Below are 26,040 nucleotides of genomic sequence, written 5' to 3'. Positions count from 1 at the left end.
ACAATAAAAGGAGAAACAATATGAGGATGAAGAAAATACTTTGTTCGTTAGTTGCAGGAGCTGCAATTTTATCTTTGGCAGCATGTGGAAATTCAGGTGGTTCAAACAAATCAGCTGATTCAGGAAATTCCTCTGGCAAGACAGAGATTACTTGGTGGGCTTTCCCAGTCTTCACGCAAAAAAAGGCCAGCGATGGTGTTGGTACGTATGAAAAAGAAATTATCAAAGCATTTGAAAAAGCTAATCCAGATATTAAAGTGAAATTAGAAACTATTGACTTCAAATCTGGTCCAGAAAAAATCACAACAGCTATTGAAGCAGGAACAGCGCCAGATGTGCTGTTTGACGCACCAGGACGGATTATTCAATATGGTAAAAATGGTAAATTGGCAGAATTGAATGATCTCTTTACTGATGACTTCGTCAAAGATGTTAACAACAATCAAATCATTCAGGCCAGCAAAGCTGGTGACAAAGCCTATATGTATCCAATTAGCTCTGCGCCATTTTATATGGCATTGAACAAGAAAATGCTGAAAGAAGCTGGTGTGTTAGACCTTGTTAAAGAGGGCTGGACAACTGCTGACTTTGAAAAAGTATTAAAAGCATTGAAAGCTAAAGGGTATACTCCTGGCTCACTCTTCAGTAATGGTCAAGGTGGTGACCAAGGTACACGTGCTTTCATTTCAAATCTTTATGGTGGTTCTGTAACAGATGATAAGGTGACAAAATATACAACGGACAGTCCAAACTTTGTCAAAGGTTTGAACAAAGTAGTGAGCTGGATTAAAGATGGTTTGATGACAAACGGCTCTCAATTCGATGGTGGAGCAGATATTCAAAACTTTGTGAATGGGCAAACTTCTTATACTGTTCTTTGGGCACCTGCGCAAAATGGTATCCAAGCAAAATTGTTGAAGGCAAGTGGCGTTGAAGTTGTTGAAGTACCATTCCCGTCAGACAATGGCAAACCAGCTTTGGAATACCTTGTAAATGGCTTTGGCATCTTTAACAATAAAGATAAAAAGAAAGTAGAAGCTGCTAAAAAGTTTGTTAAATTTATTGCGGATGATAAAAAGTGGGGGCCAAAAAATGTTGTTCGTACAGGTGCCTTCCCAGTCCGTTCCTCATTTGGAAAATTATATAATGACAAACGGATGGAAACAATCAACACTTGGACAAAATATTATTCACCATATTACAACACGATTGATGGATTTGCAGAAATGAGAACACTCTGGTTCCCAATGTTGCAATCTGTTTCAAATGGCGATGAAAAAGTTGAATCTGCTTTGAAGACCTTTACAGAAAAAGCAAATGAAACCATTAAAAAAAGTAAAAAATAAATAATGTAACGATTTCCCTTTTTCTGTTGTTGGTTTCATAAAATAGGAAAAGGGAATTTTTTATCAAAAAGAGGAGGTCAGTATCTCCTCTAGCTAAATGAGGTGTTGAATGTGAAAGTGAATAAAATAAGAATGAGAGAAACGGTGATTTCCTATGCTTTTTTGGCACCAGTTCTATTATTCTTTATTGTCTTTGTATTGGCACCGATGGTGATGGGATTTGTAACGAGTTTCTTTAATTATTCTATGACATCCTTTTCATTCGTTGGATTGGACAATTACTCACGAATGTTTAAAGATCCAGTCTTTATTAAATCTCTCATTAATACGGTGATTATTGTTATTGGTTCGGTACCAATTGTTGTGTTGTTCTCTTTGTTTGTGGCTTCTCAAACCTATAGTCAGAATGCGATTGCACGGTCATTTTATCGGTTCGTCTTCTTCCTGCCAGTGGTGACAGGGAGTGTAGCTGTAACGGTTGTATGGAAATGGATTTACGACCCACTGTCAGGGATTTTGAATTTCGTACTGAAATCAGGTCATGTTATCAACCAGAATATTTCTTGGCTGGGTGATAAGCATTGGGCGTTGATGGCGATTATTGTGATTTTGCTGACAACTTCTGTCGGGCAGCCTATTATTCTCTATATTGCTGCTATGGGAAATATTGACAATTCATTGGTAGAAGCTGCGCGTGTTGATGGAGCGACAGAACTGCAAGTTTTCTGGAAGATTAAATGGTCAAGTCTTTTGCCAACAACTCTGTATATTGCGATCATTACAACAATCAATTCTTTCCAATGTTTTGCCTTGATTCAGCTATTGACATCTGGAGGGCCAAACTATTCAACCAGTACATTGATGTATTACCTGTATGAAAAAGCCTTCAAGTTATCTGAATATGGTTATGCCAATACCATGGGGGTATTTTTAGCTGTCATGATTGCTTTGATTAGCTTTGCCCAATTCAAGATTCTTGGAAATGACGTCGAATATTAAAGAAAGGAGAGACAAGATGAAACAGAAAAAAATGAGTGCCTTTACGGTAATTTCAACGATTATTCTCTTGGTGTTGACCGTTCTCTTTGTTTTTCCTTTCTATTGGATTTTAACAGGGGCTTTCAAATCGCAGCCAGATACGATTGTCATTCCACCTCAATGGTGGCCTAAGATGCCAACATTAGAAAATTTCCAACAGCTGATGGTGCAAAACCCAGCCCTGCAATGGATGTGGAATAGTGTCTTTATTTCACTAGCAACGATGTTTTTGGTTTGTATCACATCTTCCTTAGCAGGTTATGTTTTAGCGAAGAAACGCTTTTATGGTCAACGAATCCTTTTTGCAACTTTTATCGCTGCCATGGCTCTGCCTAAGCAAGTTGTGCTGGTTCCTCTGGTTCGTATTGTCAATTTTATGGGAATTCATGATACACTAGCTGCAGTTATTTTGCCTCTTGTCGGTTGGCCTTTTGGGGTTTTCCTCATGAAGCAATTTAGTGAAAATATCCCAACGGAATTGTTGGAATCTGCTAAGATTGATGGCTGTGGTGAAATTCGGACTTTTTGGAATGTAGCTTTTCCAATTGTAAAACCAGGTTTTGCTGCCCTTGCCATTTTTACCTTTATCAATACATGGAATGATTACTTTATGCAATTGGTCATGCTGACATCGCGGCAGAATCTAACGATTTCACTAGGGGTAGCAACGATGCAGGCGGAAATGGCGACCAACTACGGTTTGATTATGGCTGGTGCTGCTATGGCAGCTGTTCCGATTGTAACCGTCTTTCTTGTCTTCCAAAAATCCTTCACGCAAGGTATTACTATGGGAGCTGTGAAAGGATAAGGAGGCTGACCAAATGATTTTCGATGAATTGGAAAATCTCGCCCACTACAAAGGTATCTATGAGAATTTGGATTGTGCCATTGATTATCTCCTGACTCACGATTTAAACGATTGTGAGTTGGGACGGTATGAGATTGACGGAGAAAAATCCTTTCTGTTTGTGCAGGAAAATGAATTGAGTTCCGAAGTGACAGATGAATGTGAATTTCATCAAGCTTATCTGGATTTGCATTTTCTCTTGGAAGGGCATGAAGTCATTCAATATGGCACAAGAGTAAAAGAAGTAAGAGAATCGTATGATAAAAAGAAGGATATTGGGTTTGTGATTTGTGAGCAGCTCTATCCACTTTATTTGGACAAGCAGAATTTTGCTGCATTTTTGCCCAACGAACCACATCAGCCCAATAGATTTGCTGCTAAAGGTGATAAGGTCAAAAAATGTGTCGTAAAAGTTTTGCTCAATGATTAAACTAATTGATTAGGAGGTAGAACCATGGAAAAGAGAGGTTCTCAGTTAATACGAAGTATATTTGATACAGATAATTTCTTTATGAAAATATGTGAGAAAATATTAGATTTGGTGACTGTGAACCTCATCTTTCTTTTGTCTTGTCTGCCGATTGTCACGATTGGCATTGCAAAAGTTAGTCTATATCAGACCTTGTTTGCAATCAAGGGTGCACGTCGTGTAAAAGTCACAGCAACGTATGTACAAGCATTTAGGAAAAATTGGAAGGTCGGTTTAAAACTTAGTTTGCTAGAGCTGCTGATTGTAGGAATCAGTCTATTTGACCTCCTGCTTTTTTGGAGGCAGGAAACCATGCCGTTTCAAATGTTAAAAGCAACCTGTATCGGCGTCATCATTTTTGCTAGTTTGCTATTTTTATGTGTCTATCCTTTGGCAGCTAAGTTTGAAATGACGGTAAAAGATCTCTTACAAACAGGACTGATCATGGTGAGTTTGCATTTTCTGTGGTTCTTTTTGATGATAGCCTTATTAGCTGTAATTGTCTTTTTACTCTCTAGTTCAGGATTTGTATTGCTACTGGGCTTTACTCTTTTTGTATTAGTTGGCTTTGCAGCCTTAGGGTTTTTGCAATTGCCTATTATGGAAACTATTTTTAATAAGTATAAACGATAAAACCAATTAACTTGGAGAATAAAATATGAGAGATTTAAAAAAATATGAAGGGGTCATTCCGGCCTTCTATGCTTGCTATGATGATCAAGGCGAGATTAGTCCAGAGCGCGTGCGAGCTTTGGTAGAATATTTTCTCGTCAAAGGAGTTCAAGGATTGTATGTCAATGGTTCATCTGGTGAATGTATCTACCAAAGTGTTGCTGATAGAAAATTGATTTTGGAAGAAGTAATGGCAGTGGCAAAAGGGAAATTAACTATTATTGCTCACGTCGCTTGCAACAACACCAAGGATAGTATGGAGTTAGCGCGCCATGCAGAAAGCTTGGGAGTGGACGCTATTGCGACCATACCACCGATTTATTTTCGTTTGCCAGAATACTCGATTGCTCAATATTGGAACGATATTAGCGCAGCTGCCCCACATACAGACTTTGTGATCTACAATATTCCGCAGTTGGCAGGTGTAGCTCTAACGCCAATTTTATATACAGAAATGCTCAAAAATGAACGTGTGATTGGCGTGAAGAATTCTTCCATGCCTGTCCAAGACATTCAAACCTTTGCAGCACTTGGTGGGGAAGACCACCTCGTCTTTAATGGGCCAGATGAGCAATTTTTAGGCGGCCGCCTGATGGGAGCAAGAGCAGGTATCGGCGGAACATATGGGGCTATGCCAGAACTTTTCTTAAAGCTCAACCAATTGATTGCCGACAAAGAATTGGAGAGAGCAAAAGAATTACAATTTACCATCAACACCATTATCGGAAAATTAACTGCTGCTTATGGAAATATGTATTCTGTCATCAAGGAAGTCTTGAAAATCAATGAAAATCTAAACATTGGTTCTGTCCGTTCTCCATTAACACCAGTGACAGGCGCGGATCGTCCGATTGTAGAAGAAGCGGCGCGTTTGATTCGTGCAGCTAAGAAAACATTCCTATCATAGAAAAAGAGGTGGATTATGGGAAAATACATTGCCATTGATATTGGTGGAACAAATATCAAATATGGTCTGATTGATAATACCGACACCTTGCTGGAAGCGCATGAAATACCAACAGAGGCCCATAAGGGCGGTCCAGAAATTTTGCGCAAGGTGAAGGGGATTGTAGCAAGTTATTTAGAGCAGACTTCGGTTGCTGGGATTTGTATTTCCTCAGCTGGAATGGTCGATCCAGATAAAGGAGAAATCTTTTATGCTGGCCCTCAGATTCCGAACTATGCAGGTACTCAGTTCAAGAAAGTGTTGGAAGAAGCATTTTCCATTCCTTGTGAAATTGAAAATGATGTCAATTGTGCTGGTCTGTCGGAAGTCATGTCAGGCAGCGGCAAGGGAGCGAGTATTGCGATTTGTTTGACGATTGGGACGGGTATCGGTGGCTGTTTGCTGGTGGATGGTCAGGTTTTTCACGGTTTTAGTAATTCAGCCTGTGAAGTCGGTTATGTGTATCTATCAGATGGTGCATTCCAAGATGTGGCTTCAACGACGGCCTTGGTCAATTATGTAGCAGAACTTCACGACGAAGAACCTACTATGTGGAATGGAAGGCGCATTTTCAAGGAAGCAACAGAAGGAAATGTACGCTGTATCCAAGGTATTGACCGCATGGTCAACTATCTGGGACAAGGGATTGCTAATATCTGTTATGTGGTTAATCCAGAAGTGGTGATTTTAGGTGGCGGCATTATGGAGCAAGAGGCCGTTCTTCGTCCTCGAATTGAGGCTGCTATGAAAGCCTGCTTGGTACCAAGTATCGCTAAAAAAACCAAGCTCGCTTTCGCTTACTATCAAAATACAGCAGGAATGTTTGGTGCCTATTATCATTTTAAAAATAAACAACAATAGATAAAAAGAGCAAGCGAGGTTCTCATGAAAATCTGAACTCAACTTGCTCTTTTGTTATTTATGTCGTTGGTAGTAACCATTTAATTTTTTATTTTCCCAATAGCTGTTGAAGATTTTTTCTTTTTTCTCCCGATCAATTTCAAGGAAAAAGGCATAGAGTAAGTCAATCACCAGCAACATAGAAAATTGAGCTGAGATGCGCCAAATATACTCTGGTTTGCTTTGAATGGCAACAGGAATGATTTCCGTAAATTGTTGGTCAACTTTGTCTGATTGGCCTGTTACCAATACAGTTTTAGCTCCCATTGCTTTGGCATCCATCAGACTATTGATGATAGATTGGGTTTGTCCTGATAAAGAGAAACCAATCACCAAGCAATTTTTGTCTAAAATACTGGTCGTCCAAGCAAAGCCGTCTTGATCTGTCAAAGCTTCGCAGATGACCCCAAGCCGCATGAAGCGCAGTTTCATATCACGAGCTACCAACCCTGAACTACCAATACCAAAAAAATACACTCGATCCGCTTCTTCGATAAACTGCACCACACGCAACAGTTTTTCTTCATCAATCAATTCCTCTGTCTGTTGTCGAATTTGAGTATAATTTCGCAAAACTCTACGGGACACATCGTGTTGTAAGTGGTTGGTTTCTTCTACATTATTTTGCAATTGATGAATATATTGAAAATTAAACTCTCTGTAACCTTTAAATCCACATTTTTTTGCAAAGCGAGTAAGTGCCGCCTGGGAGATGTAAAGAGTTTGCGCAACTTTTTGCGAAGAAAGGTCGTCGTAGATACTAGAAGGATTTAAAAAGTAGTTTGCAATCCGCTTTTCTAAGTCGGTCATGCTGTCAAAATGGCTTTCGATTCTCGCCATAATATGTCGCGTATTTTTCATAGATGTACTCTCTTTACTTGTAGTGATATAGAACAAATGTTTTGAAAAACCTATTTGTATTATAACATAGTTTTACAAAATAAGACGCTGGGTAGCTTGATAAATAGCACACGGTGAAATGATTTCAATTAAGCGCAGAAAAGGAATAAAACTCTGTGACGAATGGTTTGAAAATGTGTTATAATTTACACAAGTAAACGTTACAGCCATTGTATAATACAAAGGAGGTGCAAGATATGACGAACGCTACTCTTGAGCAAATGCAAGAAATTGAGCGAGCAGCAGATGAAGTGCTAGCTGGTTATCAACATCAGATTCGGGAGTTGCAAGACCAAGCTGCTAGGGATTTGAAGCAGCTAGGGCGAGCCTATGATGAAGAAAAACAACAGTTGCTTATTGAGTTAAAGGAACAATCTGAAAAAGAGATTGCTAGCTTGACACAAGACTTGGAAAAAACGAAACAAGAGAACGAAGAAAAAGTCCAAGCAGCTTTGTCAAATAAAAAAGAGGCGTTACTGCAAATGATTGTAGACAGGGTGGTAGAAAAATATGGCAATTAGTCAAATGCAGGAGTTGTCGCTGCTGTTGCCAAGAGAATTGTTGGATGAAATCCTTTCCTATCTGCAAAATCTCCAATCGGTTGAAATTCAGGATTTACAAACAAAAGAGACCTGGAAAGGTGCTTTTGAGAAAGAGTTAGTGTGGAATCCTGATACATCTTTTTCGGAACACCTTCAAGCTTTGACTCGGCGGCAGGAAAAACTCGCACGTATGATTGAAAACCTGCAAGCATTTGTTCCTAAGAAAAAAATGCTGGAAACATTGAAGGAAGCTCCGTTGGAAACAAGCTTTGTCAGTTTAGAACAGGTGGGGCAAGCGCGTGACGAAGAAGCGTTTCTTGTGGCGATTCAGCAACAATTTCAAGTGTTGGCAAGAGCACAAGAAGTCAAAGAAACGGCTCAGTCGGAAGTAGCGGAGTTGGAAAAATGGGCAAGCTTAGACGTTACTCCAGTAGCATTTAAGCAATTTAAACATTTTCGTGCGTTTGTGGGAACCATTCCAACCAGTGGAAACAATCAGTTCAATATTCGATTGCAGGATTATCCTAATCTGGAAGTTCGAGAGATTTTTACTAGCAGTACAGAAAAAGGAATCCTTGTGTTATGTAAAGCAGAAGTTGCTAAAGAAACCCAAGCAGTTTTGACAGAACTTGGTTTCAAGCTGTTTGAATATGCTTTTGAGGAATTGCCAAAGGAGCGTTTGGTAGCATTACAAGCGACGATAAAAGAGCAAGAAGCACTCATAACTTCAACAAAAATACAATTGGCGTCTTCAAATGAAGAATTAAAACAACTCAAGTGTCAGTTGGATTATGTATTGAATTTAACTTCTCGTCAAGAAAGCAAGGAAGCTCTTGCTAGTACACAGAATTTGGTTGCTTTAGAGGGCTGGATTGAGCAAGAGCAGATAGAAGATTTGAAAATGGGTCTTGCGCAACAATTTGGTGGGGCTGTCTTGCTTCAAATTCATGAAATGGCGGCAGCTGATCGACAGCGAGTCCCGATAAAACTTAAAAATAATGCTCTGATTGAGCCATTTGAGCTGGTGACAGAAATGTACTCGCTGCCGAAATACGAAGATAAAGATCCAACGCCCGTTGTTTCGGTCTTCTACTTTATCTTTTTTGGCATGATGGCGGCTGATATTGGCTATGGTTTGTTGCTTTTTGGCGGAACGACTTGGGCTTTGAAGACTTTACATGTCAAGCCAAGTCTAGCAAAGAATTTATGTTTTTTTAGAATTTTAGGAATCGGCGTTGCACTCTGGGGAGTGATTTATGGTTCTTTCTTTGGCTTCAAATTGCCTTTTGCGCTCATTAATACCAGCACAGATGTGATCACTATTTTGATTATTTCGGTCGTGATTGGCTTTGTGACAGTCATGACAGGACTTTTCCTCAGTGGTAAAAAGAATATCCGCATGAAGGATTATGCGGCAGCCTATAATTCGGGTTTTGCTTGGATGTTGATTCTCATCGGATTGGCTTTGCTAGCAGCGGGGCGACTGTTCCCAGATCTTGCTATGGTCGGCTTTATCGGAGAATGGCTGGCTACTGTAAATGCTGTGGGCATTGTACTGGTTTCTATTATCAGCGCTAAAAGTTTGAAAGGCTTGGGTCCTGCACTGTTTAATCTATACAATATCAGTAGCTATGTGGGAGACTTGGTGAGCTTTACGCGACTTATGGCTTTGGGGCTTGCTGGTGCGAGCATTGGCTCAGCCTTTAACTTAATTGTTAGTCTCTTTCCGCCTTTTGCTCGCTTTAGTATTGGGATTGTGTTGTTTCTCGCCCTCCACGGTATCAACATGTTTCTCTCCTTTTTGTCGGGCTATGTGCACGGAGCGCGTTTGATTTTTGTTGAGTTTTTTGGGAAATTCTATGACGGTGGCGGAAAAGCGTTTAAACCTTTGAAGCCGGCAGAAAAATATGTCCGCTACAAAAAATAACACAGCGAAATTATTTTAGCAGCTCAGCTAGAAGTTTTATGTCATTGACAAAATTACCAAATAAATAATGTTTACTATTAGAAATGGAGTTTATTCATGCAAGCTTTTTCATCTTATTTTTCAACTTATGGTGGTGCTTTTTTCGCAGCACTCGGTGTGGTTTTTACGATTTTCCTCAGCGGTATTGGCTCTGCACGTAATGTCGGAACAACCGGTCAGGCTGCAGCAGCCCTGTTAAAAGAGCAACCTGAGAAATTCGTCAGTGCTTTGATTTTGCAACTTTTGCCAGGTACGCAAGGTTTGTATGGTTTTGTTATCGGGATTTTGATTTTCTTTAAAATTCAACCTGAGATGGCTCTTCAAACAGGTCTAGCCCTCTTTTTTGCCGCACTTCCAATCGGAATCGTTGGTTATTATTCTGCTAAATACCAAGGAAATGTAGCAACCGCTGGCATGCAGATTTTGGCAAAGCGACCTGAAGATGTCATGAAAGGGGTTATCCTTGCTGCCATGGTAGAAACTTATGCTATCCTTGCCTTTGTTGTATCTCTTTTGATGGTTTTGAATGTAAAATGAGACAGGTTCAATGTCTTGAAACAAGATTTCATAGAAGGAGGCAGATATGGAATTTGAATCTCATTTGAGGGATTCGGTTTTGGAGCAAGCGCATGAAAATGGGCGGCAGCTATTAGCCGATGCGAAAGAATCTATTGAGCGTGAAGCCAAAGAGCAAGAAGCACGGTTGAAACAAGAAAAACTGCAACAGCGTGAGCAAGAAATAAAGGCGATCAATCGTCAGGTACAGCGTGAAGTGCAGCAGCTTGAAAATGAAAAACGTCAGTCTACTTTGGCGACTAAGGAAGGGATTTTGAAAGAATTATTTGCGGGGGCTTATGAGCAAATGACGGTTTGGTCGATCGAGCAGGAGCAGGCTTTCTTGGAGCAGGTCTTAAAAAAGTATCCGCAAGAAGAGCTTGTTTTGACAATTGGCTCACGGACATTGGTTAAATATTCGGCTGGACAATTGGAACGATTGTTAGAGCGCTATCCGCACGTAAGATTGGCTTCCTCTCCTGTGAATGGAGAAGCAGGTTTTCTCCTTTCGCGAGGCAATATTGACGATAATTACCTCTATCGCAATTTAGTAGATTCTTTGTGGCAGGAGGAGAGTTATCAGCTTGCTCAGACGATTTTCCAAGATGAAGCAGACTAAGGAGGCGTTCTATGAATGAAAAGACCTTCGCTCAAGTGAATACAGAAATTAGCATTCATGAGAATAGCTTTTTAAGCCTAGCGCAATACGAGCAGTTATTGCGAGCTTCGACTTCTGAAAGTCGGTCAACGGCTTTGGAAGGAACGGTTTATAATCTGGATTATGAGCAACTAACAGACTTAAATGCGATTGAGAGGTTTCTCATGAAACATTTGTTTGCAGAGTATGCTTGGGCTTTTGAAGTTAGTCCAGAATCTGCTTTGGTGGAGTTTTTTACGCTCAAATATACTTATCACAATCTTAAGGTATTGCTTAAGCACAAGGCGACAGGTTTGAATTTAAAGCATCTGTTGATTTCTGTTGGACCTTATCCTTTAGATATTTTGGAGCATTTGGTTGCCACCTTTTCTGCTGAACATTGTCCTAAATTGATGGCGGATGAAATGGCGGCGACTTGGGCGGAATATCAAGATTATCAAGATGTACGCGTTCTGGAAATTGGAATGGATCTGGCTTATTTCAAGCACTTAAAAAGCTTGGAGTCTACATTTGAAGACGAGCGGCTCAAGCAACTGGTGGAGTTGACGATTGATTTTTATAATGCAGTAACGGTGCAGCGAGCGATTCGGCACCAAAAACCGCACAGTTTTATGACGCAACTCTTATCTGATGAAGGCACTTTGACGAATGCGGAGTGGATTGAATTGGCAGAAAAAGGTCATCTCGCTAGCTGGTTTTCCAAAGTTAATCCACTAGAATTTGACGCAGAACTAAGCATTTATGAAGAAAAACTGCGTTCGGGTAAACTGACAAATCTTGAACTGGAGTATCTAGCAGACTTGGTTCAGTTTAAGCTCTTAGAGCAAGGGCGATTTGAAACAAGTGGTCCGCTTCTGCTGGTTCGTTATTTATTTGGAAAAGAGTTGGAAGTGAAGAATCTTCGACTTATTTTGACTGGTTTGACGAACCAGCTTCCAGTAGAGATCATCAAAGAAAGGATGAGACCGATTTATGGCCAGTAAAACTTATAAAATTGGTGTGGTGGGGAACCGCGATGCCATTCTGCCTTTTCGCCTGATTGGTTTTCAGACTTTTCCAGTCACCGAAGCGACCGATGTGGTGAATACTTTACGACGACTGAGCCGAGAAGATTTTGCTATTATTTATTTGACAGAAGACATGGCTGCTGAAATCCCTGAAACGCTGGCTTACTATGATAAGCAAGTGTTGCCAGCGATTATCTTAATCCCGACTCATAAAGGAGTAACAGGATTAGGACAGAGACGTATTCGTAAGAACGTAGAAAAAGCAGTTGGACAGGATATATTGTGAGGTTTTTATGAAAATAAATGAATTAGGCCAGCCCATTGGAGATGCCCTGCCGAATTTCAAACCGGGAGATTTGCCCAAGATGGAGCGACTAGAAGGACGGTATGTTATCGTTGAATGCCTGTCCAAGGACAAACATGGGGCGGATTTGTATGAAGTCTATGGTCCGGATTCTCCTGCTGACATGTGGACTTATCTCTTTCAAAATCCTGTTCAAAGTCAGGAAGAATGGTCGGCCTTGCTAGATCAGATGTTGACAGCTCAGGATCGTTTTTACTATGCCATTGTAGACAAGGAGAGTGGCAAGGCATTGGGCACTTTTGCTCTAATGAGAATCAATCGTGGTAGCCGTGTCATTGAGGTAGGGTCTGTGACCTATTCGCCCCAATTGAAACGAACCAGACTGGCGACAGAAGCCCAATATCTGTTGGCACGCTACGTTTTTGAGGAGCTGGAGTATCGCCGCTACGAGTGGAAATGCGATGCACTCAATCAACCTTCAAGATACGCAGCAGAAAGGCTTGGTTTTATCTACGAAGGCACTTTTCGTCAGGCAGTTGTTTATAAAGGGCGTAACCGAGACACTGACTGGCTAGCCATGATTGACAAGGACTGGCCAGCGGTCAAAATTCGTTTAGAAAAATGGCTAAGCCCAGATAATTTCGATGAAAATGGGCAACAAATAAAAGCCTTGTCTGATTTTTAAAATAAGAAGTATCAATTTTTGCTGTAGAGATAGCTAAGAAGGGTTTCAAGCTCACGGCAAGGATAGAAAATAAGCAAAAATCTCCAAAAGAATGGAGGAAGATTGTGAGTCAAGGAAAGATTATAAAAGTTTCGGGTCCTTTGGTGGTCGCCTCTGGGATGCAGGAAGCGAATATTCAGGATATTTGTCGTGTGGGCAATTTGGGCTTGATTGGGGAAATCATTGAGATGCGTCGAGATGAGGCCTCCATTCAGGTGTATGAAGAAACCTCTGGGCTTGGACCAGGAGAGCCAGTGGAAACAACGGGGAGTCCGTTGTCGGTAGAATTGGGACCGGGGCTGATTTCGCAAATGTTTGACGGAATTCAGCGGCCTTTGGCACGCTTTCAAGCGGTGACGCAGAGTGATTTTCTGGTGCGCGGAGTGCAGCTGCCTCATCTGAATCGTGAGACCAAGTGGAACTTTGTGCCTTGTCTGGAGATTGGAGCAGAGGTAACAGCCGGAGATATTCTGGGTACGGTTCAAGAAACCGAGCTGGTAGTCCACCGCATTCTAGTGCCAATTGGTGTCAGTGGTCGTGTGACCAAGATAGAAGCAGGGAGTTATACTGTCGATCAGCCTGTCTATGAGATTGAGCAGGCAGATGGCTCTATCTTTGTTGGCAGTCTTATGCAGAAATGGCCGGTTCGCCGAGGTCGCCCATTTGCTCAAAAGCTGATTCCAGAGGAGCCTTTGGTGACGGGCCAACGAGTGATTGATACCTTTTTCCCCGTGACCAAGGGCGGTGCGGCTGCTGTTCCAGGTCCTTTTGGAGCAGGCAAGACCGTTGTTCAGCACCAGGTCGCTAAATTTGCCAATGTGGATATCGTGATTTATGTGGGTTGCGGTGAGCGGGGCAATGAAATGACCGATGTACTGAATGAATTTCCAGAGTTGATTGATCCAGCAACTGGTCAGTCTATCATGCAGCGAACTGTTCTGATTGCTAACACGTCCAATATGCCAGTTGCGGCGCGTGAGGCTTCTATTTATACAGGAATTACAATTGCTGAGTACTTCCGAGACATGGGCTACTCTGTGGCCATTATGGCAGATTCGACCTCACGTTGGGCAGAAGCTCTGCGGGAAATGTCCGGGCGTTTGGAAGAAATGCCGGGCGACGAAGGCTATCCAGCCTATCTGGGCAGCCGTATTGCTGAATATTACGAACGAGCTGGTCGGGTTAAAACCTTAGGGAGTGACGAGCGTGAGGGAAGCATTACCGCAATCGGCGCTGTTTCCCCTCCGGGTGGAGATATTTCTGAGCCAGTCACGCAAAACACTCTGCGGATTGTCAAAGTTTTCTGGGGCTTGGACGCTCAGTTGGCACAACGTCGCCATTTCCCTGCGATTAACTGGCTTAGCTCTTACTCGCTTTATCTAGACGAGGTGGGTCAATATATCGATCAGCATGAGCAGTTGGCTTGGTCGGAAAAAGTGACCAAGGCGATGAACATTCTCCAAAAAGAGAGTGAGCTACAGGAAATTGTGCGGCTGGTTGGTCTGGATTCTCTGTCTGAAAGGGATCGTCTCACCATGAATACAGCAAAGATGATTCGTGAGGATTACCTGCAGCAGAATGCTTTTGATGAGGTTGATGCCTACACTTCCTTTAAAAAGCAAGTGGCTCTGCTCACTAATATCCTAATATTTGATGAGGAAGCCAATCGTGCCTTGAATTTAGGTGCTTACTTTACTGAAGTCATGAATGGTACTGTGGAGCTACGCGATCGGATTGCCCGCTCTAAATTTATCCCAGAGGATCAGTTGGAAGCAATTCGCAGTTTGGATACCGCTATTCGAGAAAAACTGCATGATATTCTTGCCTAAGGAGGAGCAATCAATGAACGTGATTAAAGAATACCGTACCGTCAGTGAAGTTGTCGGTCCCTTGATGATTGTGGAGCAAGTCGAAGGTGTGCATTTTAATGAGCTGGTGGAAATCCAGCTCCATGACGGAACCAAGCGTCAGGGACAGGTCTTGGAAGTGCAGGAAGACAAGGCGATGGTGCAGCTGTTTGAAGGCTCCAGCGGTATCAATCTAGAAAAAGCCAAGGTTCGTTTTACCGGCAGACCGCTTGAATTGCCAGTGTCAGAAGATATGGTAGGACGAATTTTCAACGGTATGGGCAAGCCTATTGACGGTGGACCAGATATTTTGCCGGAAAAATACTTGGATATTGACGGTCAAGCCATCAATCCAGTCGCGCGAGATTATCCCGATGAGTTTATCCAGACTGGAATTTCAGCCATTGATCACCTCAATACCTTAGTTCGAGGACAAAAATTGCCAGTTTTCTCTGGGGCGGGTCTACCCCATAAGGAATTGGCTGCCCAGATTGCTCGTCAAGCTACGGTGCTCAATTCAGAAGAAAATTTTGCAGTAGTCTTTGCGGCCATGGGGATTACCTTTGAAGAAGCCGAGTTTTTCATGAATGACTTGCGAGAAACGGGAGCTATTGACCGCTCTATCCTCTTTATCAATCTAGCCAATGATCCTGCTATTGAGCGGATTGCGACACCGCGGATTGCCCTGACTGCTGCTGAATATTTGGCTTATGAAAAAGACATGCATGTTCTCGTCATCATGACAGATATGACCAACTACTGCGAGGCCTTGCGCGAAGTATCCGCAGCTCGTCGAGAAGTGCCGGGACGTCGAGGTTATCCGGGCTATCTCTATACCAATCTTTCCACCCTTTATGAACGGGCGGGGCGCTTGGTGGGGAAGAAAGGCTCTGTGACGCAGATTCCTATTCTCACCATGCCTGAGGATGACATCACTCATCCCATTCCTGATTTGACGGGTTACATCACCGAAGGCCAGATTATCCTGTCGCGTGACCTTTACAACAGTGGGTATCGTCCACCGATTAACGTACTGCCGTCTCTTTCGCGCCTCAAAGACAAGGGTTCTGGCGAAGGAAAGACTCGGGGAGACCATGCAGCAACCATGAATCAGCTCTTTGCGGCTTATGCACAAGGCAAACAAGCCAAAGAATTAGCGGTTATATTAGGAGAATCAGCCTTATCTGACACCGACAAGCTCTATGTTCAATTTACCGATCGATTTGAAAAAGAATATATCAATCAAGGTTTTTATACCAATCGGACGATTGAAGAAAGTTTGGATTTAGGCTGGGAATTGTTGTCTATTTTGCCACGGACGGAGCTTAAGCGGATCAAGGACGACATGATTGATCAATATTTACCAGAAAGTAAACAGCAAGCCTAAGGAGGTTATCTGAATGGCTCGTTTAAATGTCAAACCAACCCGAATGGAGCTGAACAACCTGAAAGAGCGCCTGAAAACAGCTACTTGCGGTCATAAACTTCTCAAGGATAAGCGAGATGAACTGATGCGTCGTTTCATTGAAGCTGTTCGCGAAAACAACCGCCTTCGCCAAAAAGTTGAAACAGCTCTGGTTGGTCACATGCAGGATTTTGTATTGGCGAAAACCTTGGAAAGTGACCTCATGGTAGAAGAGATTTTTGCTGTCCCTATGCGAGAAGTCAACCTCCATATCGAACAGGAGAATATCATGAGTGTGCAGGTGCCAAAAATGCATGCTCATATTGATAATCCTTATGGTGATGATGAGGGAGATGTGGTTTATAGCTATGTGGCTTCTAACAGCCAGATGGATGAGACGATTGAGGATATGGGCAACCTATTGCCCGACCTCCTACGCTTAGCAGAAATTGAAAAGAGTTGCCAGCTGATGGCAGATGAGATTGAAAAGACCCGCCGTCGGGTCAATGGCTTAGAGTATGCAACCATTCCAGATCTCACAGAGACCATTCATTATATCGAGATGAAGCTAGAAGAAGCCGAGCGCGCTAGTCTAGTGAGAGTAATGAAGGTGAAATAAAAACAAAACGGATGGTGGATTCTATGAACTCACGTCCGTTTGTTTTTTTGAGGTAGCTATATAAACAATAAAAATCTCCAACTCCACTCTCTCACATTTCCCATAAAATGCGGGAATTTTCTGATAAATCATGTTATAATAGAACAGACTACACGAAAGGGACGGAAATTCATGACTTTAGTTTATCAATCAACGCGTGATGCAAACAATACGGTGACAGCCAGTCAGGCTATTTTGCAGGGGTTAGCAACGGACGGTGGTCTCTTTACGCCGATTTCTTATCCGCAGGTAGAATTGGACTTTGCAAAACTCAAAGACGCTTCTTATCAGGAAGTTGCAAAATTGATTTTATCCGCTTTTTTAGATGACTTTACAGATCAAGAGCTGGATAACTGCATTAACAATGCCTATGACAGCAAGTTTGACACGCCAGAGATTGCTCCCCTGGTAAAACTGAATGGGCAATACAATTTGGAACTATTCCATGGTGCTACGATTGCTTTCAAGGATATGGCCTTGTCTATCCTCCCGCATCTGATGACGACATCAGCGAAAAAACATGGCTTGAAAAATAAAATCGTCATTTTGGCAGCGACTTCTGGTGATACTGGAAAAGCAGCTATGGCAGGCTTTGCGGATGTTCCGGGAACAGAAATTATCGTCTTTTATCCTAAAGATGGTGTCAGCAAAGTTCAGGAGTTGCAGATGACCACTCAGATCGGGAACAATACTCACGTGGTAGCTATTGAGGGCAATTTTGATGACGCCCAGACCAATGTTAAACGTATGTTTAATGATGCGGCTCTTCGTGAGCGTTTAGCTACACATCAGTTGCAATTTTCTTCTGCTAACTCCATGAATATCGGGCGCTTGGTGCCACAGATTGTTTACTATGTCTATGCTTATGCACAGTTGGTTAAGACTGGTCAGATTCAAGCAGGCGAAGCAGTTAATTTTGCTGTTCCAACTGGAAACTTCGGCAACATCTTGGCAGCCTACTATGCTAAACAAATTGGTCTTCCGGTGGGCAAGTTGATCTGTGCTTCTAATGAAAATAATGTCCTAACAGATTTCTTTAAGACACATGTTTATGACAAAAAGCGCAGCTTTAAGGTAACTTCTAGTCCGTCTATGGATATTTTAGTTTCTTCAAACTTAGAGCGTTTGCTTTTCCACCTGTTAGGAAATAGTGCAGAAAAGACAGCGGATTTGATGAAGTCTCTCAATCAGCATGGTCAGTATGAGTTGACTGATTTTGACCCAGCTATTTTAGAACTCTTTGCGGCAGAATATGCCACCGAAGTTGAGACAGCGGCTGAAATCAAACGAGTTTATGAGGCGTCTGATTACATTGAAGATCCGCACACAGCGGTCGCTTCAGCTATTTATCAAAAATACCGGACAGCTACAGGTGATGAGACTACGACTGTTATTGCTTCAACCGCCAGTCCTTACAAATTCCCAGTTGTGGCAGTCGAAGCTGTAATGGGGCAAAGTTGTCTTAGTGACTTTGAAGCCTTAACAAAACTCCACGAGATTTCAGGAGTTGCAGTGCCTTCTGCAGTTGCTAACCTAGAAACCGCACAAGTTCGCCATAAAACGACTGTCGCTGCTGACCAGATGCAGGCAGCAGTAGAAAGCTATTTAGGACTTTAATAATCTAATAAATTTTTGTAATAAACACTCAGCTGGTAGCCAACTGAGTGTTTTCAGATTGCAACAGGGTGTAAACAAAATATTGCCAGAAAAGTGTATAATCAAAAGCAGGAGTTTCATGATGTATGACCACTTATAAAAAGATTTTAAATATTGCCCTACCAGCCATGGTCGAAAACTTTTTGCAGATGCTAATGGGAATGGTGGACTCGTATTTGGTAGCGAGTCTCGGTCTCGTGGCTATTTCAGGAGTTTCGGTTGCTGGTAATGTTATTACGATTTACCAAGCTATTTTTATTGCGCTGGGAGCAGCAGTATCCAGTCTCATTTCCAAGAGTTTGGGAGAAGGAGATCGAGACAATCTGGCTTATCACACTAGCGAAGCCATTAAATCAACTCTGATTTTGAGCGTCTTTCTAGGACTTTTCTCGCTTGTTTTTGGACGCCAGATATTAGCTTGGCTGGGAACGGAGCCTGTCGTCGCCAATGCAGGTGGTCTTTATCTGGCTTTAATCGGGGGAACGATTCTCCTTTTGGGTCTGATGACTACGCTAGGCTCCTTGATTCGGGCAACTAGCAACCCTCGCATGCCCATGTATATCAGTTTTTTAAGCAATCTGCTCAATGTCATTTTTTCCAGTCTTGCGATTTTTATTTTCCACATGGGAATTGTTGGAGTGGCGCTGGGCACCATTTTAGCCCGTCTGGTAGGCGTTTTGATTTTATGGAAAGAATTGTCTCTGCCTTTAGCGCCTTGGAGTTGGAGGCTGGATTGGGACTTGTTGCGTTTATCTCTGCCAGCTGCTGGAGAGCGGCTGATGATGCGGGCTGGGGACGTGGTGATTATTGCTATTATCGTTAAGTTCGGGACAGATGCTGTTGCGGGAAATGCAATTGGAGAGGTTCTGACCCAGTTTAACTACATGCCGGGATTTGGAGTCGCTACTGCAACAGTTATGTTAGTGGCTCATGCGGTGGGGCAGGCAGATTTTCAAACAGTTAGAAAGCTGACGAAGCAGACCTACTGGCTATCTCTTGGACTCATGCTAGCGGTGGCTCTGCTTATTTTTGCACTTGGACAGCCACTAACACATCTTTATACAAAGGATAGCGGCGCTGTAACAGCTAGCTTGTCGGTCATTCTTTTTTCACTTTTGGGTGTGCCTATGACAGCAGGAACAGTCATCTACACGGCTGTTTGGCAAGGATTGGGAAATGCGAAGTTACCTTTTTATGCCACGACGGTTGGTATGTGGCTGATTCGCATTGTGGCGGGTTACTTTCTGGGGGTAACTCTGGGATTAGGCTTGCCCGGAGTTTGGACAGCCACCCTTTTGGACAATGGCTTTCGCTGGGTCTTTTTACAAATTATCTATCAACGGAAAATGAGGAAAATAACATGAGAAAAGCTTTTATTTGGGATTTGGACGGAACCTTGCTGGATTCTTATGATGCAATTTTGGCGGGGATTGAAGAAACCTATACTCATTATGGATTAGACTTTGACCGAGAGGTCATTCGTGCTTATATTTTGCAGCATTCTGTTCAGAAATTGCTGGAGAAAGTCGCAGCAGAAAAAGGTTTAGATGCTGAAGAGATGAACCGTTTTCGAGGTCAAAGTTTGCAAGAGAAAAATGCTCACATTCAGCTCATGGATGGTGCTAAGGCTATTCTTACTTGGGCGCAGGAAGCAGATATTCAGCAGTTTGTCTATACCCACAAGGGGAAAAATGCTTACCAAATTTTGGCGGATTTAGAGATTTTGGATTATTTTACAGAAATTGTGACTACTGCTAATGGATTTGCAAGAAAGCCCGACCCAGAAGGTGTGAACTATCTTGTAGAGAAATACCAGCTGGATAAGATAAGCACTTACTATATCGGCGATCGAACGCTGGATGTGGATGTTGCTTTTAACAGCGGTATTCAATCAATCAATTTCTGTGATTACCGACCAAACATTAATCACAAAATCAACCATTTACTAGAGATTAAACAGATAATCTGTTAAAGAAAGGCAAAATATTTGCTTTTCTTTTTTTTGATACTCTATAATTGATTTATCAATAATAGAGTATCAAAAAAAAATAGAAAGGAGAATATATGGTTGCCATTCATCACCTGCTGTACCAATTGCATTTAACTGATCAAGCTATCACGCAACTCTTTGAGCAAAAATTAGAAATCAGCTTAACGCAGTACGAGATACTGACCTTTTTATTGGACAATGCTCCATGCAGTCAAGTTGCTGTGCAAGAGGTCTTAAAAATCGATCCTGCAGCCTTAACTCGGCATTTCAAACTTTTAGAAGAGCGCAGTTATGTTCAACGGAGCCGCAATCCCAAAAATCAACGAGAGGTTCTAGTGAGTGTAACGAATGTTGCAAAAGAGCAGCTTTTGCATGAGCCACCGACCTATCATGTAAATGTCAAAAAGCAAATAGAAAAAGTTCTCTCGGATGATGAGCAAAGGACGCTGAGCACTTTATTAGAAAAACTTGTATCTGGCTTAGATCAGATTACTGTAGAAAAATATTAGAAAGAAGAAATGTATGTCACTCATTACTACTATATTAGCTACAATTGTCGCACTGGAACACCTCTATATCTTTTATCTAGAAAGTATCGCTACCCAGTCAGACAGCACCAGCCGAGTCTTTAATATGACAAAGGAAGAAATATCTCGCCCGTCCGTCACTTCCTTGTTTAAAAATCAAGGGATTTACAATGCCTTTTTAGCTCTTTTCCTACTATATAGCTTGTATATTTCACATAATTTAGAAATGGTGACCGTTTTTGTTTTGTTTGTTATCGGGGTAGCAGAGTATGGTGCAGCCACAGCTAACAAGAAAATCATCTTGACTCAGGGCGGACCTGCGATTTTAGCTATTCTAAGCATTTTATTGTTTAAATAGCACCAAATATTAACCATTATAAAAATATAAATTAACCACCGTTAATAGTTTGTGCTATAATATATAATAGAAATAATTCTACAATAGAAAGAAGGATAGAAATGTCAGACAAAAAGGTTTCCTTAAGTGAAGTTAACCAAAGCATTGCAACGCCTAAAAACGCTGGTTTCTTTCGTACTTTATTAGCTTTTTCATGGCCGGGAATGTTGGTTGCCGTTGGTTATATGGATCCGGGAAATTGGATTACAAGTGTTGTAGGTGGTGCCACCTATCGTTATTTGCTCTTATCAGCTGTCTTGGTTTCTTCTGTAATGGCTATGCAGTTACAGCAAATGGCGGGAAAATTAGGAATTGTCACAAGGATGGATTTGGCACAAGCCATTGCGGCTCATACGTCAAAGCCAGTTCGCTATCTCCTTTGGGTTATTACAGAGTTGGCTTTAATGGCAACGGACTTGGCAGAAGTCATCGGTGCAGGGATTGCGCTTCATTTACTATTTGGTTGGTCTTTGTTATTTTCGATTTTGATTACAGTCTTTGATGTTTTCTTGTTGCTTTTTTTGATGAAATTAGGCTTTCGTAAGATTGAAGCAATCGTTGGAACGCTGATTTTGACTATTTTACTGATTTTCTTATATTTGGTGATCCTTGCAAAGCCAGATCTTTATCATATTTTATCAGGATATTTGCCAAATGTAGCAGCTTATCAACATACGGCTAGTAAAAATGGAACGTCCGTTTTGATCTTAGCACTGGGCATTGTGGGGGCAACGGTCATGCCACACAATCTGTATTTGCACTCTTCTATCGCGCAAACGCGAAAAGTTAATTACAAAGCCAAACAATCCGTGCATGAAGCTGTACGGTTTATGACGTGGGACTCGAATATTCAATTGAGTTTGGCTTTTGTGGTTAATTCTTTGTTGTTGATTTTAGGGGCAGCATTATTCTTTGGACATGCGGATAAAATTGGTGCTTTTTCTGCAATGTACAATGCCTTAAAAGACCCTCAAATTGCTGGAGCTATTGCTAGCCCGATCCTCTCAACGCTCTTTGCAGTCGCTTTGTTAGCTAGTGGTCAAAACTCAACAATCACAGGAACCTTAACGGGACAAATCGTGATGGAAGGCTTCTTAAACATGAAGCTGCCGCCGTGGTTTCTTCGCTTGGTAACTCGCTTACTAGCTCTTTTACCGGTTGTGATTGTTGCTATTTTATACGGAGACAAAGAACAGGTGCTAGACAATCTTTTGGTCTATTCCCAAGTCTTTCTTTCAGTCGCCTTGCCATTTTCAATCTTTCCACTCGTATATTTCACCTCTAATAAAAAGCTCATGGGCGAATTTGTCAACAGCAAATGGAATACCTACTTAGCTTATGCCGTTTCTATTTTATTAACTATTTTGAATGTAAAACTTGTGGTTGATCTTTTTTAAAAATTTGTCTATCAGTTCAATTTTCTCTAGAATAAATGGCTTAAAAGCACTATAATGAAAGTGGAAAGATTCTCATATACGGAGGTGTCAAGATGGACGAATTGAAAAAAGTTTTGCTGGCAGGAATTGGGTTGACTTCCATGACTTATGATAAAGCTACCGAATTTGTCAAAGAATTGATTGCCAAAGGTCGCTTGACGGTGGATGAAGGCAAACATCTTCAGTCATAGCTAAAGCGCAAAGTAAATGAAAAAACGGCTGAAAGTCCAAAGGAGCAATCCGATGATGTATATGCCACCAAGCAAGATATTGAACGACTAGAAGATAAACTAGATCAGCTACTCAAAGGATTTTCAAAAACAGAAGAATAATCTTCCTGATAACGCAGTCACAACTTTATAAAGACTGCGTTTTTTGCTAAACTAAAAGTAGGATTTGAAAGAAAAAATGATGATGACAAACATGATGGAGATAACTTTATGGCAAACAAGCGCTTACGAGAGATTCTAACAGCCTTTAGTGCAGTCGGCTGGTCCAATCTGAAAGATCGAAAAAACCGTTGGACGAGAAAAAAGCTCCCAAGCAATTGCGAGAAGCTTTGGCTCTATAATATTTGTAGTGGGTAACCCCCCTATAGATCTTATAGAGCCTATTTTTGTGTAGAAAAAAGGGCTCTTTATCCTTGAGGAAGGTTTTAAAGACAGTCTGAAAAAGAGGATGAACCAGCTTAAGATTGTCCTCAATGAGTCCGAAAAATTTGTCAGGCTCCTTGTTCTGAAAGTGAAAAAGGGCTCTCTGTCAACTGTAGTGGGTAGATAAAAGCAAAGGGTATTTATGTTTTGTCATAGTGGACCTCATTTCTAACTCAAACGTCTCACACTTAGTTCCACCATGAAAATCCGTTTTAGACTAACTTCCACTTTGACGATTCAAGTGGAAGTTACTTTGAGAAGTTACCCCTCACATTTTTTCATATTTTTTAATTCTTAATTTTTGACATACTTAAATAAGTGTTTTATAATATAATAGGATTTGGTATATAAAATACTAAAAAATTCAAAAAAGGAGATCTAAACATGTATTTTAATCGTAAAAATGCAGAGCAAAAAAATTGGCGTATGATCAAAAAAGGAAAACATTTCCTTTTCGGTTGTTCGCTTGTTTTTGCAGTTGGAGCAGCGCTAGTCGCTCCATCAGTTAAAGCAGACGCAACTGTAGAAACTAAGCCAGAAACAGGTTCTACTACAGAGACTAAGCCAGAAGCAGGCCCTACTACGGAAACCACTAAGGCGACTGCAGGTGAAGAGAATGTAACTTACGCAGCACCTGCTGCAGAAGCTCAAACACCTACAGAAGCTAATGCGAAACCAGCCCCTGCGCCAGCTACACCAGCTAAAGCTGAAGAGAAAGCTGCACCAGTGGCAGCAACTACAAAAGAATCAGATTCTGTTGCAGCACCAAGCTTGACAACAGTAGCGGATGCATCAGCATTAACTGCTGAAGAAATTTCAAATGTTACAGAAGCAATTAAAGGTGTAAATCCAACAGCGACTGATGTTAAAGTCAGCAAAGACGGATCAGCTGTTGTTACATTTAAAGATGGCTCAAGCGCAACATTGTCAGCGTCTCAAACAGTTAAAGTCAAGGCAGAAGCCACTTCGGAAGCTCCTACACGTTCACGTCGTGCCCTTTCTCCAGAAAATGCAGTCAGCACACGTTCTTTTGATTCTGATCTTCAAAATGCTGCTCAGAAGACAGCTATCTACAGTCCGGGTGTGAAGGGTGCAACGCAAACTTATGAAGGAATAGCTTGGCTCTACCGTAATGGTAACATCAATGATCCTGACCAAAAAGATGCAAAACGTCTTGGTGGTGTAAATGTCTACCTTCAGTATGTTACTGGGAAAGGTTTTGTTTCTCCAGTTTACAAAACAACAAGTCAAGCAGATGGAACTTTTGTATTTGACTTATCTAAACCAGTAAAAAACCGTCTAGGAGCTACAGGTGAGTTTAACCTTGCAGGTGATTCTAACTTTGCAATCCGTACTTGGGTAGAAAATCCAGATCCAGAAAAATACAATGTCATCAAATCAGGTGACCAACGTACAGGTTTCCACGGACGTCTTAGCCGTACAAATGAATCTTGGGACTTCACGGCTGGTATCAACCGTATCGTTGGTGGTCAAGTAGTTCTTCAAGAAAAACTAAATGCAGAAGATTACCTTTTGAAACCAGAAGCAGAACGTCAAAAAGGTAACCTAAAAGATGGTCAATTCTCACGTAAGGGTAACTATGGTACGATCCAAGGAAGCGTTTGGTATGACCTTCGTGACCCTAGCGGTTCTGATGCACGTATGTACAAAAAAGATAGCTACGATATCAATGCGACTAACGTAAAAGTAGCAGCTTCATACCTTAACGATGAAGTGACACGTCTTTTAGATCAATGGAAAAAAGACAATAAAAACTATAAGCTAGATGATTTTAAAGCTGCTCAAGCTAAAATCATCAAAGAATATGAAGCAAAGCATGGTAAGGGTTCACATATTGCTGAAACTGTTGTAGTACCAGTTGATAAAGACGGCAACTATCGTATTCCATTCCGTGGATTATATGGTATAAGTGCTACTCAGGCTAATAGCGGTGCTAAAATTTCATATACAGTTTCTGATAAAGAATTCGGAACGCTCGTAAAAGATGAAGATTTAGACAATGAAAATCTTATGAAGTGGAACGGTACTGTCGGGCAAAAACACCGTCACATCAATACAGACTATGTTTATACTACTGTTCTTGTCAATGACTATGCTATTTGGAGCAACAACTACCAATCAAATATGTTTGAAGGTACGTCAGATGGTACTCTTCCAGTAGGACCTTCATCACTTGCGTCAGCAAATATTTCAAATACGAACTTTGCTCTAGTCATACCTCAACCAATGCACGATATCTTGGTTTACGATAACACTGAAAAATTTGCAAAACCAGGAAACACTGCTGAAAGTAAGACTGGTGGACTTATGCCAAATCGCGAATACCAAATCCGTTGGTTCAAAGATGGTAAAGCAATCGGTCAAGCGACAACTGTAATGTCAGCTGCTGATGGAACAGCTAAATCAGTGCCGCTCACAGTACCAGCAGATCTTGATAAAGATGCTATTTATACATCAGCTGTATTCCTTCAAGGTGAGAAGACAGATGACCTTAATTCAGCTTTAGCGCTTGATTCATTTACAGCTGTTCCTGATGATGAAACAGACAAATACACACCAGAATATGCAGATACACT

The 26,040-nt window shown here is 41.5% G+C and carries 24 protein-coding genes and 3 pseudogenes; 25 read left to right on the top strand and 2 right to left on the bottom strand.

Annotated elements, in window-relative coordinates; genetic code table 11:
- Positions 1-20: 20 nt before the first annotated feature.
- The 7 genes from HMPREF2876_RS06620 to HMPREF2876_RS06590 all read left to right on the top strand — a co-directional run bounded on the left by HMPREF2876_RS06620 (position 21) and on the right by HMPREF2876_RS06590 (position 6,179).
- The gene (locus tag HMPREF2876_RS06620; RefSeq protein WP_070584529.1) at positions 21-1,346 is read left to right on the top strand and encodes an ABC transporter substrate-binding protein; all 1,326 of its coding nucleotides are present in this window, start codon (positions 21-23) and stop codon (positions 1,344-1,346) included.
- Between the two features lie 111 nt (positions 1,347-1,457).
- Positions 1,458-2,345 carry a carbohydrate ABC transporter permease gene (locus tag HMPREF2876_RS06615; protein ID WP_024052868.1) on the top strand — a complete coding sequence of 296 codons (888 nt, stop codon included), beginning with the start codon at positions 1,458-1,460 and terminating at the stop codon, positions 2,343-2,345.
- 16 nt (positions 2,346-2,361) lie between these two features.
- The gene (locus tag HMPREF2876_RS06610) at positions 2,362-3,192 is read left to right on the top strand and encodes a carbohydrate ABC transporter permease (protein WP_003027230.1); all 831 of its coding nucleotides are present in this window, start codon (positions 2,362-2,364) and stop codon (positions 3,190-3,192) included.
- A 13-nt stretch (positions 3,193-3,205) separates the two neighbouring features.
- Complete coding sequence (locus HMPREF2876_RS06605; protein WP_022526425.1) at positions 3,206-3,661, top strand: NanQ anomerase/TabA/YiaL family protein; 456 nt, start codon at positions 3,206-3,208, stop codon at positions 3,659-3,661.
- 24 nt (positions 3,662-3,685) lie between these two features.
- Entirely contained in the window at positions 3,686-4,333 is a 648-nt protein-coding gene (locus HMPREF2876_RS06600; protein WP_022526424.1) for a YesL family protein, read from the top strand.
- A 25-nt stretch (positions 4,334-4,358) separates the two neighbouring features.
- Positions 4,359-5,279, top strand: a complete 921-nt coding sequence (locus HMPREF2876_RS06595; RefSeq protein ID WP_070584527.1) for a dihydrodipicolinate synthase family protein — start codon at positions 4,359-4,361, stop codon at positions 5,277-5,279.
- Positions 5,280-5,294: 15 nt separating this feature from the next.
- A complete protein-coding gene (locus tag HMPREF2876_RS06590) occupies positions 5,295-6,179 on the top strand; it encodes an ROK family protein (RefSeq protein ID WP_024052866.1) in 885 nt (294 codons plus the stop codon).
- A 54-nt stretch (positions 6,180-6,233) separates the two neighbouring features.
- On the opposite strand, the gene HMPREF2876_RS06585 is transcribed toward HMPREF2876_RS06590, so the two are convergent.
- Positions 6,234-7,079, bottom strand: coding sequence for a MurR/RpiR family transcriptional regulator (locus tag HMPREF2876_RS06585; protein ID WP_024052865.1), 846 nt, complete (start codon positions 7,077-7,079; stop codon positions 6,234-6,236).
- Positions 7,080-7,315: 236 nt separating this feature from the next.
- Between HMPREF2876_RS06585 and HMPREF2876_RS06580 the strand changes: the two genes are divergently transcribed.
- The 17 genes and pseudogenes from HMPREF2876_RS06580 to HMPREF2876_RS06500 all read left to right on the top strand — a co-directional run bounded on the left by HMPREF2876_RS06580 (position 7,316) and on the right by HMPREF2876_RS06500 (position 23,122).
- Positions 7,316-7,639, top strand: a complete 324-nt coding sequence (locus HMPREF2876_RS06580; RefSeq protein WP_003027241.1) for a hypothetical protein — start codon at positions 7,316-7,318, stop codon at positions 7,637-7,639.
- Positions 7,629-9,587: a V-type ATP synthase subunit I gene (locus HMPREF2876_RS06575; RefSeq protein ID WP_070584524.1), complete on the top strand. Its 1,959-nt coding sequence runs from the start codon at positions 7,629-7,631 to the stop codon at positions 9,585-9,587. Before HMPREF2876_RS06580 ends, HMPREF2876_RS06575 begins: the two co-directional genes overlap by 11 nt.
- 96 nt (positions 9,588-9,683) lie before the next feature.
- Complete coding sequence (locus HMPREF2876_RS06570) at positions 9,684-10,163, top strand: V-type ATP synthase subunit K (protein WP_024052863.1); 480 nt, start codon at positions 9,684-9,686, stop codon at positions 10,161-10,163.
- A 46-nt stretch (positions 10,164-10,209) separates the two neighbouring features.
- On the top strand, positions 10,210-10,800 hold the full coding sequence (locus HMPREF2876_RS06565; protein ID WP_024052862.1) for a V-type sodium ATP synthase subunit E family protein: 591 nt from the start codon (positions 10,210-10,212) through the stop codon (positions 10,798-10,800).
- 11 nt (positions 10,801-10,811) lie between these two features.
- A complete protein-coding gene (locus HMPREF2876_RS06560; protein WP_024052861.1) occupies positions 10,812-11,822 on the top strand; it encodes a V-type ATPase subunit in 1,011 nt (336 codons plus the stop codon).
- Positions 11,812-12,132, top strand: coding sequence for a V-type ATP synthase subunit F (locus HMPREF2876_RS06555; RefSeq protein WP_003028571.1), 321 nt, complete (start codon positions 11,812-11,814; stop codon positions 12,130-12,132). The genes HMPREF2876_RS06560 and HMPREF2876_RS06555 overlap by 11 nt, the downstream gene beginning before the upstream one ends.
- Positions 12,133-12,139: 7 nt before the next feature.
- Positions 12,140-12,835 carry a GNAT family N-acetyltransferase gene (locus HMPREF2876_RS06550; protein ID WP_070584522.1) on the top strand — a complete coding sequence of 232 codons (696 nt, stop codon included), beginning with the start codon at positions 12,140-12,142 and terminating at the stop codon, positions 12,833-12,835.
- Positions 12,836-12,939: 104 nt separating this feature from the next.
- The gene (locus HMPREF2876_RS06545; protein ID WP_024052859.1) at positions 12,940-14,703 is read left to right on the top strand and encodes a V-type ATP synthase subunit A; all 1,764 of its coding nucleotides are present in this window, start codon (positions 12,940-12,942) and stop codon (positions 14,701-14,703) included.
- A gap of 13 nt (positions 14,704-14,716) precedes the next feature.
- Positions 14,717-16,108 carry a V-type ATP synthase subunit B gene (locus HMPREF2876_RS06540; protein ID WP_022526413.1) on the top strand — a complete coding sequence of 464 codons (1,392 nt, stop codon included), beginning with the start codon at positions 14,717-14,719 and terminating at the stop codon, positions 16,106-16,108.
- A gap of 13 nt (positions 16,109-16,121) precedes the next feature.
- Positions 16,122-16,745 (top strand): V-type ATP synthase subunit D, encoded by a 624-nt coding sequence (locus HMPREF2876_RS06535; protein WP_070584519.1) that lies wholly within the window; start codon positions 16,122-16,124, stop codon positions 16,743-16,745.
- A gap of 171 nt (positions 16,746-16,916) precedes the next feature.
- Positions 16,917-18,401: a threonine synthase gene (gene thrC / locus HMPREF2876_RS06530; RefSeq protein ID WP_070241480.1), complete on the top strand. Its 1,485-nt coding sequence runs from the start codon at positions 16,917-16,919 to the stop codon at positions 18,399-18,401.
- A gap of 125 nt (positions 18,402-18,526) precedes the next feature.
- Positions 18,527-19,804: an MATE family efflux transporter gene (locus HMPREF2876_RS06525; RefSeq protein ID WP_070584517.1), complete on the top strand. Its 1,278-nt coding sequence runs from the start codon at positions 18,527-18,529 to the stop codon at positions 19,802-19,804.
- Positions 19,801-20,412 (top strand): HAD-IA family hydrolase, encoded by a 612-nt coding sequence (locus tag HMPREF2876_RS06520; RefSeq protein ID WP_024052855.1) that lies wholly within the window; start codon positions 19,801-19,803, stop codon positions 20,410-20,412. Before HMPREF2876_RS06525 ends, HMPREF2876_RS06520 begins: the two co-directional genes overlap by 4 nt.
- Positions 20,413-20,504: 92 nt before the next feature.
- Positions 20,505-20,939 (top strand): MarR family winged helix-turn-helix transcriptional regulator, encoded by a 435-nt coding sequence (locus HMPREF2876_RS06515; protein ID WP_024052854.1) that lies wholly within the window; start codon positions 20,505-20,507, stop codon positions 20,937-20,939.
- Between the two features lie 13 nt (positions 20,940-20,952).
- Positions 20,953-21,315, top strand: coding sequence for a DUF1304 domain-containing protein (locus HMPREF2876_RS06510; RefSeq protein WP_024052853.1), 363 nt, complete (start codon positions 20,953-20,955; stop codon positions 21,313-21,315).
- A gap of 101 nt (positions 21,316-21,416) precedes the next feature.
- Complete coding sequence (locus HMPREF2876_RS06505) at positions 21,417-22,751, top strand: Nramp family divalent metal transporter (RefSeq protein WP_070584514.1); 1,335 nt, start codon at positions 21,417-21,419, stop codon at positions 22,749-22,751.
- Positions 22,752-22,843: 92 nt separating this feature from the next.
- Positions 22,844-23,122, top strand: a pseudogene (locus HMPREF2876_RS06500) (phasin family protein).
- A gap of 301 nt (positions 23,123-23,423) precedes the next feature.
- Here HMPREF2876_RS06500 and HMPREF2876_RS11140 read toward each other — a convergent pair.
- Positions 23,424-23,549, bottom strand: a pseudogene (locus tag HMPREF2876_RS11140) (ISL3 family transposase); the annotation flags it as partial.
- Between the two features lie 278 nt (positions 23,550-23,827).
- Here HMPREF2876_RS11140 and HMPREF2876_RS06495 point away from each other — a divergent pair.
- Positions 23,828-26,040, top strand: a pseudogene (locus HMPREF2876_RS06495) (hypothetical protein); the annotation flags it as partial.

The organism is Streptococcus sp. HMSC073A12 (genome assembly GCF_001812815.1).
GTDB lineage: Bacteria > Bacillota > Bacilli > Lactobacillales > Streptococcaceae > Streptococcus > Streptococcus vaginalis.
This window is presented reverse-complemented; position numbering and strand designations above follow the sequence as displayed.